Source organism: Streptomyces sp. NPDC054794, assembly GCF_053611585.1.
The window spans coordinates 27,924-43,019 of record NZ_JBSHAQ010000056.1 but is presented as its reverse complement, the minus strand read 5'-3'; the positions used below and the strand labels follow the sequence as shown (position 1 = coordinate 43,019).

Here is a 15,096-nt window from a genome sequence, read left to right as displayed (position 1 = left end):
CACTTGTACCCCTAGTCCACGAGTCGATCGCAACGATCCACCGCAGAGCCACACCCCCGGAGAACCTGTCCTACGACCTCAACGAGGAGGTGCCGTACGACGTCACACCACGGTCCCGAAACCCCCAGAGAACATGGGCCGGGTCCGGGTGCGAAAGGTGTGCGAGCTGGAGGACCGCGAGGTCACCCAGGACGAGATCGGCAAGGGCTACGAGCTGACCCGGACCCAGGTCATTCCGATCACCGACGAGGAACTGCGGAACCTTCCGCTGCCGACGGCGAAGGCGATTGAGATCCAGGGCTTCGTGCCACTGGAGACTGTGGACCCGCTGCGGATCGGGGAGGGGTACTACCTGCAGCCGAGCGGGCAGGTCGCGGCGAAGCCGTACAAGCTGCTCGTCCAGGCCCTCGGCCGCTCCGGCAAGGTGGCTGTGGCCAAGTATGCGTGGAGCGGCCGGGAACGCCTGGGCCTGCTGCGTGTGAGGGAGGGCGCGCTGGTCCTGCACGCCATGCGCTGGCCGGACGAGATCCGCTCCCCCAAGGAGCTGTACCCGCCGCCGGTCGACGTCGACGAGCAGGAGATAGAGGGCGCGCTTGCCCTCATGGACACCTTGGCCCGCGACGACCTCGAAGGCGAGGAGTTCCGCGACGCGTACACGGAGGCCATGGCGCGGATCATCGAGGCGAAGCGGGAGGAGAGGCCGCTGCCGCAGGTGCCGGAGCCGGAGCAGCCAGCCCAGGTGCTCGACCTGATGGCCGCGCTGAACGCGAGCGTTGAGCAGGCCAAGGCCACCCGCGGAGAGCCGGCCGAGGTGCACGAGCTGCCGAAGCCGAAGAAGAAGGCGGCCGCGAGGAAACAGCCGGCCAAGAAGACCACGGCCAAAAAGACGACCGCGAAGAAGGCGGCGGGTCGTAAGCCGCGAAGTGCCTGAAGCGCGGCAGGTGCACAGACGCTGGTTCGTGGCCAGACCGATCCGGGCGCGACGCTACCGCTGGAGCGCGCCCCGGTCCGGGCTACTGGGCGGGGACCCGTCACGAGCGACACTCGTGGCCGCGATGCTCACGGCGCGGCCCGACAAGGGGCAGCCGCTTGTCAGTTGCCCCGCGCCTGATCCGACACGCCCATTGCTCCGCAGTTGCGCTGCCGTGCTCACCCTTGTGGGTGAAAACCGGCGTGTCGCTGTTTGAGTGGTACGGCCTGCGGGCGGCCCGCTGGAGTTCGTCCTGTCGGCGGGCCTCTTCGACGGTTGGTGCGCTACTGGCGGGTGGGGGCGGCGTGGAGATCCCTGTTTGGGCTGGTCGGGGGTCCTGTGGTGATGGGGACTGGCTCGGCGGAGATGGCCGTGTGGCGTCGCCGTGCGGCAGGTGCGAGGTGGTGCGGTCGGGGCACTTACGGGGGCGCACGCGTCGGCGCATGCGCCCCCAAGGCGGCTGGCTTTCTGCGGCGACTCGCTTGCCTCTGTGGCGAGTTGACGGGTGATCGGGGTGCGCGGATAGGTGTGGAACACCTGTTGGGGCAGGGGTTATTTTAACGCTTAGTCGACATGATGTTGCGGCCGATATGAACAGGAATCGCACACAAGCAACCGGCGCGTAATTGATCAGAGAATTCGTCCGTGCATTGACGGGACGGCGGGATGGGAATGCATCGAAGGTCCTCCTGTGTGAGGAATTCATTACCGCCCGCTGGAAATTGCTTTATCCGCGATGCTGCTGTCGAGGGGTGGGCGTCGGACGTCTGTTCGCATCGTGTATGCGTGTGTCAGCGTAGATATATGTGCCCTGGAGTTACGGTCCTCGGGATGGCCGCGGACGGCCCGTGCGGATCATGCCGCACGTCGCGGCATGGCTGGGCTGGGGGGCGCTGGAGCTCGGTCAGCGCATACAGGTGCACATGGGGCGAACGGTTCAGGGGTGAGTGGCATGGCGTCCGTCACATGTGGCGCCCTGGTTGGAGGACATAGGGCACGGAAAACCCCTCCCTATAGGGTGACTTGCCTCCTGTCCCAGTGTCCGGACGCCGCCTGTGTAGTTCTTGGTGTTAACTGGAAGACGGTCTGAGCCATGACGGGTCCAGGCCCATTACGGAGGCCTCTGGGGTGGTTCCCAGGGGCCTCCGTCCTGTCCTGCACCGTTTACGGCGATGCCGGGCATTGTTCGCCCCTGACTCCCTTCCTTTCCGTGGGTGCAAATTCGGAAAGCGAGTTTGCGGAATATTTATTTTCCGAATCGGGTGTGATCTGCGGCACAGTGTCCGGTTGTGAGGCAAATCGGCGCCTTGAGAATCCCCGCTCACGGGGATTTGTTTCGCCCCGGCTGGAGCTGCTGGGATTCGCTGGGGTGACGGAGTAACGTGACTGTCCTCAAAGCGTCATCGGATACCGCATGGGGTCTGACCAACCCCGGGAGCGCGCGGGCGTCGAGGGCGCTGGACCCGTCACTGGAAGCGTTGCCGCACCGAAGAGGAGCTCAGACCAGATGATCACCGCCGTCGTGTACGGCGTCGTCCTGCCTGCCCTGCGGAACTCTCGCATGCCGGAGTGCGTCACGGCCGTGCTGGCCTGCCCTCACCACGGCTGCGGGGCCGCCCGGTTCGCCGCGGCGCGGGCCAGCGCTCGGGTGCGGGCGGGGGGTTAGGGCGATGGCCTCACCCGCCCCGAAGGTCGACGCGTTTCACCCGGCCGAGGTGCTCACGGGGCGTCAGCCGATGCCCGAGGGCAGTTTTCTCGACTACCTGCCGGCCTCCACCTGGTCCATGTTTGTCCAGGAGTGGGGGCTGGATGCCCGCACCTACGCACAGGGCCAGCACCTGCCGCTCGGCACCGACGGGCGCATGGTCCAGATAGTGCTGGGCGGGTGCGTGGTCCAGGAGCGCTTCCCCTTCGGCACCGGCAAGGGCGCCCCGACCGTGGTCCGCTTCCGCGGTGTTGGCCAGCTGTTGGGCGAGGCGAAGCTCATCGACCCCGCCTCCGCGGTGCGCACGGTGTGCCTGTCGACGACCTGGGCCATGCCCTGCCCCATCGACAGCATGAACGTTCTACTCAAGCGGAACCGCCGCATCCAGCTTGCGCTGCTGCGCAGCCTTGAGGCACGCAACCGCAGCGACGAGATGATCTACTGCACCGCCGACCGGTCCCCGCTGGAACGCGTGGGCACCCTCCTGCTGCACCTCGCCCAGGTCGCCGGCACCAAGGACCCCGGCGACCCGGGCCGGGTCACCATCATGGGGCCGCGCCAGACCGACCTGGCCCGGGCCCTGCTGCTCGGCAAGTCGACGGTCGAGAACGTGGTTGCCGGCCTGCGCCGGAAACGGGTCCTCGACTGCAAGTACCGCCAGCTCGTCGTCACCGACATACCCAGGCTCAACAAGATCGTTTCGCCCGCATGATCCAGGCCCCGGCCCAACGACACGCACGAAGCTGACCCTGCAGCGTCCGCAGGCCCCGCGGGGGAGGTCGCGCAGCGCTCCGACGAAACGGAACCACCCCGATGAACCTCAGCAGCACCACCACCCTGGCCATCGGCACCGCGGCGGGGTCCCTCACCGTGGCCGCGCTGGTCGGCGCTGCCACCGTCCTCCTGAGCTTCCTCATCTACCGCCAGGGCGCCAGGGCCTTCGCGTGGATGAACAAGACCCGCATCACCGACGACAACGCCAAAGACCTCGACGACGTCGCCGCTCACCTCAAGGAGGCCGTCGACAAGCTGTGCGAGTTCGCGCAGAAGCCCTGCCGAGCCGAGGACTTCACCCCCCTGCGCAAGCTCCGCAACCTCATCCACACCTCCGCCGAGCAGCTCGACATGATCCGCCCCGAACTGGAGACCGTCGTACAACGCTTCGACACCTACCTCGGCAAGGCCCTCACCCTGCCCGCCGCCTCCAGCGGATCGCGGGTGGCCCAGATGCAACAGGCCATGGAAAACGCCATGGAGCGGGCCATGGAACAAGAACACGCCCGCATTCAGCTCCACAGCGCCGTCAACACCGCCCAGCAGAAGATCCGCGCCCTCCGCAAAGCCTGAACCAGCCCCGCTCCGCCTCCGGCGGCAACCCGGAGCCGCGACCGCACCCGGACGGGTGAAGAAGCCCTCCCGCTCGAACCTCAGCACCGCGAGAGGGCGTCGATCAGAGCGTGAGGCCGATCAACGAAGCGCATGTAGCAGAACAGGGCCTGGCCGTTGTGGAGGTTACAGCGGCCGACGATGCGACCGCATTCGCCGTCCAGCAAGCACTCGCTTCCCGCTGGGCAACCGCAGAGGCGGACCGCACGACCCGCGAGCCGGGCGAACCAGGAGTCCGGCTGCGCTGCTATCTGGACGTGCGTCAGCCAATCGCGCGATGAAGCCGTGGCCCGGGTTTGCCGGCTCCGGATCGGGTCAGGGCCACAAGTCGAGGCCAACCCACGATCAAGATCCACTTCCGGTACACACCCTGGACCGACATGTTGTGGGCGCAAATCCGGTCGTGGAAGAGGCTGTTGCGGGGCTGCTCCAGGTTTCCGTCGCCCGGCCCATCGGCAGTACCCGTTGGCTGGGATCGCTCGTCATCGTCGGGGAGGCCGGGACGTCTTCCTCTTCCGCTTCAGTCCTACTGCGGCTGTTCTTGAGGTGCGGAGGTGGCGAGTTGTTCTTGGAGGCGTGCGTGGCGGAATTCGTATGCGGCGCCGGTTTGTCGGAGGACTCCTCGTTGGTGGGCTTCTTCGAGGAAGGCCATGAGGCGCCAGGGGAGTCGTCCGGCAGTGCACAGCCACAGCCGGGTGGTGAGGAACCAGCCCCAGGCGCTGAGAAAGACGGCGAAGGGGCTGACGAGTAGCCAGGCCAGGATAGTGATCGACAAGTAGTCCGCTAGGGCCGTAATCGATACATCCGGGAGCGTGAGGAGGAGCGTGACGAGGATTGCTGACGTCAACAGGGTGATGCCTCGTGTGATGACGGTGGCCCGGTCGGTGCGCAGGCTGGCAAGGGGGCTGACGGCTCGGGCGGTGTCGGCTGGGAAGACGAGCCAGGCGTGGAGGCCGGCGGCCAGGCCGCTGACCAGGCCGAGTGTGAGGCCGATCGTCAGGCTTAGTCCCAGGGTGTGGCCGAAGAGAGCCATCGGGGGCAGCGTGGTCAGCCATCCGGCCTCGCGGTCGGGTAGTGGGCTGAACACGTCAATGGGGTCGGCGTAGGTATATGTGGCGTATGGGCTGTTCGGGAGCCGGACCTCAAGAGAGTCCTGGATGGTTTGCCTGCCCCACGGATCAAAGAATCTCAGCAGGCGCACATGAAAGTGGAACTCGACGCGGCTGTGGAAGGGCGTGCATGGTCCATAGTCCTGGCAATACTGACGGGCGTCTTTGGCGGAGTGGGTGAGGAACGCATAGTGGCTGCCGTCGTACTCTCTGGCCACACCGTCGACCGGTGCGGGTGTCTGCAGGTAGCGGTCACCGTTGGGGTGTTGGCCGTGGAGCCATCCGTCCGGGGTGATTACATAGCGGGTGCCGTCCGCCAGGCGGTGAAGCGTGCCGTGGGGTAGGCCCTGGTTGAGGCCAGCGCGCACGCTCAGTGTCGCGGTGTCGGCGATGGCGAAGGCGGCTCCTAGGACAAGCCCGGATACCAGGCCGGCCCGGAGCCCTCGTAGCAGGGGGCGCCCAAATCGCTGGCGCACGGCATGCCTGGAGGGCCGTGGGGACGCAGCCCCGGTGGCTCGGGACTTGCCGCGCAGCCCCAGGAGGACCAGGCCGCCGGTCAGGACCGCGGCCAGGCCGCAGTACAGGGCATGGGAAATCGTGAAGGGCGAAAAAGCCGAGAGGAAGATCGCCATGGCCAGGTAGGCGATGCCTGCGGCGAGCAGCACGATCACGGTGTTCGTGAGAAGGCGGCGCCTTCCGAAGGGCGTGGAAGAGGGGCGTGGTGCGCCGACGACTCCCATGACGGCAAGTGCGGTGACGGTGGCCAGACCGAATGCGACGGCAAGCGCGGCCGGGCCGAGCCGTCCCACGACCGGGTCCGATTGGGGCAGTGATGAAAACCAGGCGAGGCCGGGGCGGGTTGCGCAGCCGACCAGCACCCCCACCGGCAGTGCGGCCATGGTGACGAGCCTGGCCTGCTGCGTGAGTTGCCGACGGTCTGCTGTTCCAGCTGTGTTGGAGTGGCTGCGAGAGAGGATCACGTATCCCAGGCACACACCGACCACGAAGCCACCGGTCTCGACCGTCGCGGGTGAAGGCAGCCCCAAGCTGACCGCAACAGCCACACACCCCAGCAGCAGGACGGGCCCCAGTCTGCGCAGGAGCCAGGGCAGTTCGAGGCGCAGTTGCCACCAGGCCAGCTGCCGGGTGGTCTGCCGCTGCATGTGGCCGGCGAGGAAGCGCAGCCAGCGGTGGGCCTGTTCGATGCGGGGGCTGTCGGCGAAGGCCGCCGGCACGTACGCCTCCAGCAGGTGGCGTTCCAGCGCGGCCGGGTCGGCAAACCGGTCTTCCAGCAGTTCGGCCGGGTCGTTGCCGGTGTCGCCGTAGTCGGCCCGGGCCATCGCCACCATCAACGGCGTACCGAGCGCCTGGCGCAGGGCCTGGGAGACCGGCGCGTGGGGGTGCGCGCGTAGGTAGGCGAGGACCGGGTCCCAGAGGGTGGCGCGCTGCCCGTCCGTCCCTCGCACCGGCCGCGCGGTCTTTACGAGATAGGCGCTGGCTACCTCGAACGTGAGTGGCCGCAGCTCGACGACCGCTGCGGCCGTCAGCACGTCTCCCGTTTCCACGGCCTTCGTGTACGCCGCTGTGCGGCAGGTCAGCAACACGGGCTGTCCGGCATCGAGTTCGGCGTTGAGCCGGTGCATGGCCGTGCCCCACGACGACTGAGGCAGCTCGTCCAGGCCGTCCAGCACGGGCAGCACGAGACCGGCCGCCAACAGCTTCTTGGTCCACGGCGCGCCGGGATAGGTGGCGCGCAGGTGGGCGGCCATCCAGTCCCGCAGGCGCTCCCGTTCGGGCTGCCATCCGGCCAGAGGAAAGACGACCGGCACGGGATCGCCGGCCACGCGGTGTGCAAGGCGCTCCAGTGTGAAATGAACGGCGAGCACGGTCTTCCCGCTGCCCGGCTCACCCAGAACCACGAGCCTCCGCGAGGGCACGCTGTCGAGCGCCGTCCAGATGCTCTCCAGCCCGGCGCCCGGCTCCGCGGACGGACCGTCGTTCTCGGGGACGTCGGCGAGCCACGCCTCAGCCCTTGACCACTGCACCTGGAACGGGTGCGGATCCTGCAGCCGGCGCAGCCGCCACTCCGCCTGCCACTGCTCCTGCACCGCGGCCGCAAGCCGTTCGGCCAGCCGCTCCAGCCGCTCCTGCGACCAGGCACCTTCGGCGGACTCCTCAGCAGCTGCACCGCTGCGCCAGAGATTGACGGCCAATCCGGTGACCGACACCCCCAGGCCGAGGACGGCTGTCAGAGTTTTTACATCGCCCGCCTCTCGCCTGAACACCGCAACGAGCAGCACGCCGCCGGTAACGGCTACCGCTCCCAGCCAGATACCTTGTCGCCACCACCGCATCGCACAGCCCCGTCACTCTCGGTTACCCGCACGGAGCGTAGTGAGAGATAACGTCCTGATTTGAAAGCGCGCGCACTCACGGCCGCTCAACACCCATACAGCGGGGCGGCCGAGGGGGCTCGGAGCCGGTCGTGGCGCCATGAAGCGTTTGGCTCTCGGCAAACGCTCTCCGCGCGTCTTGCGCAGCGGCTGCGCAGGCGGGGCTTGTGCGGTGTGCATCGGGCTGCGCAAGGCTGTGACCTGCCGCGGTCAGGCTCAAGGTCGGGTCGTGACGAGTCTTGGTCGGGGGTTGCGGGGTTTGGTCGGGCCCGTGGTACGTCTCCCTGGCATCCCGTGGTCGGGGTCCCGCAACAGCTGGGCAAGCCCGACGAACCGGGGGCTTGCCCAGCACCGGACAGGCGTGCCGAGCTCTACTGGGCACGGCGCGCCAGCAGCCTCTGTCTGGCCCTGGCGGGTTGCTTCCTAGGTGGGGTCCATAGGGGGCTGGAGGGTTGGTTCCACCGTTGCGCCTTCAGATGCACCGAGAGTTGCAGCCCCATCATCGCGCGGACGCCTGTTTGTGCAGGTGGGGTGCTGTGGGCAAGCCCCTCGGCCTCGCCGACACCTCTCTCCGCAGGTAGCCGGAGGGAGGTGCCTGATCCTCTCCGGGGCCGTAGCAGGGCGGCGGCGCACACCCAGGGGCACGGGACCCGCGTTCGAGGATGCCGGGAACTATTGAATACGGGCTCGAGGCCGCGGAGAGTCGGCACAGCCGCAGCGCCCCGAGCCTCCTTCCTTCCGCCTTGTCGGCGAGACGCGGGATCACCTCGGTGGCGAATGCGCAGTTCAGAGCCGGTTGCGGGGCTAACCCCCGCAGCCCGCACTCTGTCTTCGCCCTGTCCGACACCCCTGCCGGCACCTCAGGGCTACCAGGGCGCTGCGCCCTGCCATCCATCCGCACGCGGGATTCCCCGTGTGCTTGATCCCGAGGGGGAATCTCCCATGTCTGCGCTGGCGCTGCTCGTTGTGCTGCTCCTGGTCCTGGTCGGCCTGGTCTACGTTGCCGGTCTGGCGTACCTGGCCTACCGCCGCCCGGCGTTGGGGATGCCGCTGACGGTCGGTCTGGCGGGTGCCGGCGTTCTGGCCGCTGTGGTGTTCGGGATCGTCCAGAGCGCAGGGCGATGACCCGTGCAAGGCTCCGAGGTCACCGGCTCGGTCTTGCACGCGGCGGCTGCGCACTCGTTCGCGCGGACTGCGCGGCGGCTGCGCAATCAGGTGCCGGGCGGTGTGCATGGGGCTGCGTAACGCTGTGAGCTGCTGTGGTCGGGTCTGTGGTCGGGGTGCCGGGAGCCGTGGTGGGGCCCTTTCTCGCATGTGCGCAGTCGCTGCACGTGCGGTGTGCGCTGCGACTGCGCAGGGCCGGGTGTTGGGGGGTGGTGGCGTCGTGGACGGTTGCTCGGATGTCGAGGACGGTGTCGGCTCCGGTGAGCTGCAGGACGCGCTGCAGCTGTGGTGCGGCTGCGGCCAGGCGGAGGGTGGTGGTGCCGGAGTTGTGAATGCTGAGCAGCAGGTTCAGGAACGAGGAGTCCGCGAAGGTGACGGCTGATGCGTCCACGACGAGAAGCGCATGGGCTGCCGCGGCTTTCTCCATCGTTGCGGTGAGCGGGGCGAGGGAGTTGAGGTCCCAGGCGCCGGGGACGGCGATGACCCAGGCCCCGTCCTGCGCGTACTCGACCGCCTGCGGTGATCCTTGTCCGTCCCCGGGCTGGCTGGGGAGGTCTCCGTACCCGTCACCGCGCGTCATATGTTCAGTATCGTCCGCCCCCCTGAGAGGGTCACCAGTGCTGTCTGGCCTCGGTGACCAGAACCAGCTCACGGGTGCCGGGAGTGAGTCCAGGCTACTGTGGTGCCGGGGGCCTGCACGAGACTCCACACGGGCGCTGACGGGCCGTCCTGGAGCAGGTTGACCAGAGGGGCCACCAGGACGGGCACGTCGCGTAGGAAGCCGTACGGGGGCAGTTGCGAGGCTGCTGCGCGAAGGGCGCGGATGCGGTTCTCGACACCGGCCGGGCCGGTGCCGTCCAGGACGAACAGCAGCCGCGGAAACAGCGGATAGCGCCGCCGCCAGTCCTCCTCCAGCAGCTGCTGCCCGGCAGCGGTCCGGGGACGCCCGGGCACAGGTGCGGGCACGTAGTCGTGGAGGCGGGCGTAAGCGGTCAGCTTCGCGGCCAGGCGCTCGGGCCCCATGGTGGCCCGGTCGACCTCCACGAAAGCCCGCAGCATCGACCCGCCGTCGTCGCAGGCGCGGTAGTACAGCAGCGCGTCCGGGATGACAGCCTCGCCGCCCCCGAGAGGGTGGTGCACCTCGGGGATCCAGTCCAGCGGCCGGCACTCATCACCCCGGCGACGCGCATCCTGCACAAACGCCAGCCCGGTCTCCGTCACCGTCAGCGCATGCCCCGCCCGCAGCCGGGCCGCGGTCCGGTCCGCGATCAGCCGGGGCGGGCGCCGCTCCCGCAGCTCGGGCCACTCGGAGGCGACGTCCACGCCGTACTGGGTGGCGAACCACACCCGCGTCCGGCCCGCCTGCGGCAGGGTGACGCGGTCGACCAGGCCCTCACCACGGAGCTTGGCCAGCCTGCGCCGGGTCTGCTCGATCCGCACCCCGGGCGCAATCGTCAGATGCATCTGCTCCGTAGTGGTCATCCGGTACTGCGCCAGCACTGCCAAGGCGAGCCGGTCCCCGCCACCGGCGTCCACGTTCAACATCGTTGCCCTTCACCTACGCTGCCGCGCCGGTCTCCTCCGGCGCCGCTCGTACGTCCACGGCAGCAGCCGGCCCCGACCAGAACCCCGACCGTGAAGGCCCGACCAGCGTCACGATGCGATAACCCCGCCCCCGACCACGCCCGCAACCCCACCGGGGACTTCCCCGACAACCCCACCGACAACCGTCCGCGCCCATCCTGCGCCTGACGGCGTATCCGCAGGTCACCACGCCCTTTTGGCATAGTCGGGGACCCCGACATCCCCCTCTGCACCCCCACCAACTGACCCATCCCAGGAAGAAAGAAGAAGGGGAGGGGAGGTTGGGGTGTGGTGGCGGAGCGGCCGGGGGATCGGGCGGCCTTCCAGGGTGTTGCGCGTCGGCGGGGCCGCCGCACGCTTCCGGGCAGACAAGCTGCCCGGCGGCCTGGGGCGGGTGATCTTCGGCGTGCGGCCGTGACCGGCCCTGCGATCACCGGGGTTGACGGCAGGTGCCTATGAGCCGACGCTTGCTCGTCACGGTGGCCGCCGCTGTCCTCGCCACCACGCTCACCACCGCCCCGCACATCACGGCCACCGCAGCAACAGCTGTGCCGTGTGCCACGAAGTGGACGGCTGTCCGGCGCCCCCTGCACAGCGGTCTCGCCGAGTGTGTGCCGTGGACAGCGCGTCACGCCCCGGAGGCCGTCGAGCCGATTCCCTGCGGCACTGCGGCCTTGGCCCCCAGTTTCGCCAGTACGCCGATGACGTCGAGTCCGTGCGTGTCCTGTACTTCATATCGTCGTGGTCGTGGCGTATGGCGGGTCTAACCCGCGAAACAGAGGTGCGCGCACGTGGGATCCGGCGGGTCCTTCCTGCGGTACCAGCAACGGCTTGGTCTGAGCGGCAAGCGGAGTGGATCTCGGCGTTTCCAGGTATTCGCCAGCCGCTGACGGTGTCATCCGATGAGGGTGCGCAGCACTGGCACGCTGCCTCCGGCACTGAGCAGACCTGCGAGTACCGCACCTGCGGACGGTGTACCACTGAGGAACGTCAGGCCCCCAACGACCAGGCCGATGACGATCGCCGCCAGGAGGATGACGGCGGTGTGCTGGGTCATGAACGGACCGGGCTGGGAGGGCTCGGGTGGGTTCGGCGGCGTGGGTGCGGGTGCGGAACTCATGTGCTGCTCCAGGAGGTTGGTGTGTCGGGCGCCCGCTCTTACGTCGCATCCGGCCCGGTACCCCACGGACCCGATTCGAGGTTCGTAAGCCCTCTAAAGAATCTTGAGAAACCTCGTGGGGTGTTCTGAAACAGCGCACCTACAAGGGGGCGATGCAGGCGACCCCCACTCAACGTGAGGTGAGGGTAGACCGGACGACGACCGGAAGGGGAGGGAATGCAGGGCGACGACGCGGGCGGGCAGTCCGCGGTCGCGCGCGCCCGGGACCTACAACCTCCAGGTCGGCGTGGGGCGCATGATTTGGGCGCGCCTGTGTCCGAAGACGACCTGCGCCAGATGAATGGCTGTCACAGCCGGGAGGCCAGACGGCTGCAGGAGAGCATCGACCGCAGGATGGGCGACCAGCGGATCCTGGAAGTGCTGGCCCGGGACGGCTTCGAGGGGCTGCGGTACGACCAGTTCGTGGACGAGCTGGTCCGCTACGGCATCTCGGTGCTGCGCGGGTGGATGCACTCCGGGTTCATCTTCCAGTTGGTCGCCGACCGCGGCTTCGGACTCAACCCCCACGAGCTCGACCTGGAAGAACTGGCCTCGAACAGCGACCTGAGGGAGGAGCTGGCAACCATGACCGTGGCCCACGCTCTGCCCCGCTTCCGGCAGCGCGCACTCATCGAAGGCGGCTGGACCTACGACGGCGGTGCGAGCATCGCCACCTATTTCATGGGCGCCTGCGCGTACGACTTCCCCAACGAGTTCCGCCGATACCGTGCCGGCGAAGAACGACAGCGCCGCGCCGTACAGAGGCAGCAGGCACTGTACGAGGATCCTGTCAGCCCGCTCAGCGTGGCCGAGGAAGTGCTGGGCAACCTGAGCGTGCTTGAACACCTGGACCAAACCCAGCACCTGCGGATGAGGGCGATCGTGGCCCTGACCATCGACGGCTACTCCCAGGAGGAGATCCGCCAGATCCTTGACGAGGCATCCGTGCGTGCCATCGAAGGAATGCTCTACCGGTGGCGGACCAAGCAGCAGAAGAAGAACCGAGACGGGGGAGAAGGTGACCAGCATGCCCAGCCACCGGGATGACGATGACTTCGAGGCACTGCTGGAACAGTCGTCCCTGGGCAGCCCGGCTGCCCGGCAGCTGCGCGAGCGAACCCTACTCAGCCGGGCCCGCACGGTACGCAGGATCACCGAGCTCCGAAATCAGATCGCACACCCCAACGCTGATCCGCAAAGTGCTGTGCAAGCCGCTCGCGAACTTCTGCGACTCCTTGAAGACCACGGCTACCGCACGCAAGGCGAGATCCCTGACGAACTGCGCAGTGCAGCACTTCTTGCCCAGAACATCACCCGCTCCGGCAGCCTGACCACCCCGGCCCACGAGCAGCTGTCCCAGCAGTGGCCCGCGCACAGTCTGCTGGGCAGGCTGTCGCCGCGGGCCCGGCAGGAGCTGCTCACCCTGGGCACCGAGATCCGGTTCAATACGGGCGCTGAGCTGCTGACGCAAGGAAGCACGGATCGTCACGTACTGCTGCTGCTGTCCGGTTTCGCCAAGGTCACGGCGACCGCGGACAACGGTACAACTGCACTCCTCGCAGTCGTGGCAGCCGGGGACACGGTGGGTGAGTTGGCGGCCATGGACGGGACCCCGCGCTCGGCGACGGTCACCGCCGCCGGTCCGCTGACAGCCCGGGTACTGCCACAGGATGTACTGCACAGGCTGCTGGCCCGCCGCCCTGAGGTCTCCGAGGCCCTGACCGCCACCCTCGCCAACCGGCTGCGCCGGGCGGACCAGCAGCGGCTCGACTTCCTCTCGTATCCGGCAAAGGAACGCCTGGCCCGGCTGCTCGTGGAACTCGCCGGGGCACACGGATCTTCCCGGACTCCAGGGGCATTGATCGTCTACAGGTTTACCGCTTCAGAGCTGGCCGCCCTCGCCGGCATTCGCGAGCCGCAAGTCCACAAAGTACTGCGTGAACTGCGCCAAGAGGGCCTGGTGGAGACCGGACCCCGATCCATCACCATCCCGGATCTGGATCGCCTCAGCCAGCTTGCGGACACGGCACGCACTGGGCCGTAGCCGAGCCGACGTCAGCCCGGCACCCGCAGCAGGAGCACGCCAAGCGCGCCCCGTTCCGCCGGGGGTTTCGGTGCCTCCGCCCCCACCTGGCCTGCCGGCCCGTGCACCCAAACCATCGCGTCCGGGTCCGGGACGGCCGCTCGGCTCGTGCCGGCTCTGAATGGTCTTCTCGGCGTGCTGGGTGTTCGCGGCCTTGCCTCATCGGGGCTGTCTCGTCGGAGGCTCGGCTACCCCAATGGGGGCACGGCGTGGGAGCTTCGACGGTGTTATCGCTCGTGGCTACCCCCAGCGGTCGGCGCACCTGGCTGCTGGGGGTGCCGTCTGGCGATACGTCAACGGGCGGTTGTGAGCCCGCGTCGGAGGCGGCGATGACGGTGCCGTGGCTGGTTCATCGCAGGTGAGGTCAGTCGAAGTCGAAGGTGGCGACGACGGGGGCGTGGTCGGACTCGGGGAACTTGACGTCCGTGGCAAAGGCGAGGGATTCGTCGTGGAGGACTTCGTTGTGGATCTCTGAACCGCGGTAGTGCGTCAGGAGGTTGCGGGTGACGAGCATGTGGTCGAGCATCTGGCCGCGGCCGTGGTGGAAGAGGGTGTAGCGGGCCTCGTTGGGAATGGTGTGCTCGATGGGGACCAGGACGCGGGCGGCGAGGTCGCCGTTGCCGGTGTCCTCGACGTTGCCGCAGATCGCCAGGACCGGGACTTCCTCGGGTTCGGCGTTGAAGTCGCCGGCGACGATGATGCGCGCGTCCGGGTCCTCGCCGAGGATCTGGTCGACCAGGCGCCTGACTTCCAGGGCCTGGCTCATGCGCTTCATGGATGACAGAAAGCTGCCTTCGGCCCAGGCGTCCGCGGTGCGCCAGATGCCCTTTTGGGAGTCGAGTACCTGGCCGGGGATCTCGGTGGGGATCTTGGACTTGAGGTGCACGGTGATGATGTGCAGCAGGCGGCCGGGTTCGGCGTGGTCGATGTCGATCTGTGCGTGCAGGATGGGCCGCTCGATACCGATCGGGATCGGCGCCGGGTCGGGGGGTGTGGCGGTGAGCCGCTGGTAGTGGGGCTCGGCGACCAGGTCGTTCTTCAGCTGCTGGTGCTTGATGACCGGCAGGTGGGTGGCGACGACCAGGTTGCGCATGTCGAAGACCGCGTCGTCCTCGGGTTTGGTGCTGACCAGGGCGGCCCCGTCGAGGTTGGTCCCCGCGAGCAGCTCCTTCAGCGCCAGCAGCGCACGGGGCTGGCCGGGGCGCTCCTGACCGTGGACTTCCTGGAAGCAGGCGATATCGGCACGCAGTCGGCTGATCTGAGGCTTCATCAGCTTGACGCGTTCGGCCAGTGACGGATGCGCGGTCGGCGCGGTCTCGTCGAGGTTCTCCAGGTTGAACGTGGCAATCCGGATCTGTGTCACAGGTACCCCCAGGGCTCGCCATGGCTGATGTACGCAGCGTAGCCAAAGCATTCACATATTGTGACGGAAGCGGATCCGCGATTCGCTGGCTGTCGTCAGAGCCGCCGGGCGGGTCCTTTTCCAGCCCCGAGGACGCCATCCGCCTCGAGCGGGCGTGGCACACGGGAACCAAACAGTCCG

At 68.1% G+C, this 15,096-nt stretch carries 13 protein-coding genes; 8 read left to right on the top strand and 5 right to left on the bottom strand.

All coding sequences use genetic code 11. The features are described 5' to 3' along the window. Window positions 1-133: 133 nt before the first annotated feature. The 5 genes from ku (at window position 134) to ACWGKT_RS39405 (ending at window position 4,342) form a co-directional block, all read left to right on the top strand. A complete protein-coding gene (gene ku, locus ACWGKT_RS39425) occupies window positions 134-931 on the top strand; it encodes a non-homologous end joining protein Ku (protein ID WP_453277456.1) in 798 nt (265 codons plus the stop codon). Between the two features lie 1,546 nt (window positions 932-2,477). Further along, on the top strand, window positions 2,478-2,636 hold the full coding sequence (locus tag ACWGKT_RS39420; protein ID WP_453277455.1) for a hypothetical protein: 159 nt from the start codon (window positions 2,478-2,480) through the stop codon (window positions 2,634-2,636). A gap of 4 nt (window positions 2,637-2,640) precedes the next feature. Next, window positions 2,641-3,387: a Crp/Fnr family transcriptional regulator gene (locus ACWGKT_RS39415; protein WP_453277454.1), complete on the top strand. Its 747-nt coding sequence runs from the start codon at window positions 2,641-2,643 to the stop codon at window positions 3,385-3,387. Between the two features lie 101 nt (window positions 3,388-3,488). Beyond that, window positions 3,489-4,022: a hypothetical protein gene (locus ACWGKT_RS39410; protein ID WP_453277453.1), complete on the top strand. Its 534-nt coding sequence runs from the start codon at window positions 3,489-3,491 to the stop codon at window positions 4,020-4,022. Between the two features lie 110 nt (window positions 4,023-4,132). Then, entirely contained in the window at window positions 4,133-4,342 is a 210-nt protein-coding gene (locus ACWGKT_RS39405) for a DUF6207 family protein (protein WP_453277452.1), read from the top strand. A gap of 245 nt (window positions 4,343-4,587) precedes the next feature. On the opposite strand, the gene ACWGKT_RS39400 is transcribed toward ACWGKT_RS39405, so the two are convergent. Further along, window positions 4,588-7,470 carry an NACHT domain-containing protein gene (locus tag ACWGKT_RS39400; protein ID WP_453277451.1) on the bottom strand — a complete coding sequence of 961 codons (2,883 nt, stop codon included), beginning with the start codon at window positions 7,468-7,470 and terminating at the stop codon, window positions 4,588-4,590. Window positions 7,471-8,505: 1,035 nt separating this feature from the next. Here ACWGKT_RS39400 and ACWGKT_RS39395 point away from each other — a divergent pair. Beyond that, window positions 8,506-8,688 (top strand): hypothetical protein, encoded by a 183-nt coding sequence (locus tag ACWGKT_RS39395; RefSeq protein ID WP_453277450.1) that lies wholly within the window; start codon window positions 8,506-8,508, stop codon window positions 8,686-8,688. 19 nt (window positions 8,689-8,707) lie between these two features. Here ACWGKT_RS39395 and ACWGKT_RS39390 read toward each other — a convergent pair whose 3' ends face one another. From ACWGKT_RS39390 to ACWGKT_RS39380, 3 genes are all read right to left on the bottom strand, one after another. Next, the gene (locus ACWGKT_RS39390; protein WP_453277449.1) at window positions 8,708-9,307 is read right to left on the bottom strand and encodes an STAS domain-containing protein; all 600 of its coding nucleotides are present in this window, start codon (window positions 9,305-9,307) and stop codon (window positions 8,708-8,710) included. 68 nt (window positions 9,308-9,375) lie between these two features. Next, a complete protein-coding gene (locus ACWGKT_RS39385; protein WP_453277448.1) occupies window positions 9,376-10,272 on the bottom strand; it encodes a replication-relaxation family protein in 897 nt (298 codons plus the stop codon). A 934-nt stretch (window positions 10,273-11,206) separates the two neighbouring features. Continuing rightward, window positions 11,207-11,431 carry a hypothetical protein gene (locus ACWGKT_RS39380; protein WP_453277447.1) on the bottom strand — a complete coding sequence of 75 codons (225 nt, stop codon included), beginning with the start codon at window positions 11,429-11,431 and terminating at the stop codon, window positions 11,207-11,209. Between the two features lie 312 nt (window positions 11,432-11,743). Between ACWGKT_RS39380 and ACWGKT_RS39375 the strand changes: the two genes are divergently transcribed. Together ACWGKT_RS39375 and ACWGKT_RS39370 are read left to right on the top strand one after the other, a co-directional pair. After that, complete coding sequence (locus ACWGKT_RS39375) at window positions 11,744-12,517, top strand: hypothetical protein (RefSeq protein WP_453277446.1); 774 nt, start codon at window positions 11,744-11,746, stop codon at window positions 12,515-12,517. Beyond that, complete coding sequence (locus ACWGKT_RS39370; protein WP_453277445.1) at window positions 12,498-13,514, top strand: Crp/Fnr family transcriptional regulator; 1,017 nt, start codon at window positions 12,498-12,500, stop codon at window positions 13,512-13,514. Before ACWGKT_RS39375 ends, ACWGKT_RS39370 begins: the two co-directional genes overlap by 20 nt. Window positions 13,515-13,917: 403 nt before the next feature. On the opposite strand, the gene ACWGKT_RS39365 is transcribed toward ACWGKT_RS39370, so the two are convergent. After that, entirely contained in the window at window positions 13,918-14,916 is a 999-nt protein-coding gene (locus tag ACWGKT_RS39365) for an endonuclease/exonuclease/phosphatase family protein (RefSeq protein ID WP_453277444.1), read from the bottom strand. Window positions 14,917-15,096: the final 180 nt, after the last annotated feature.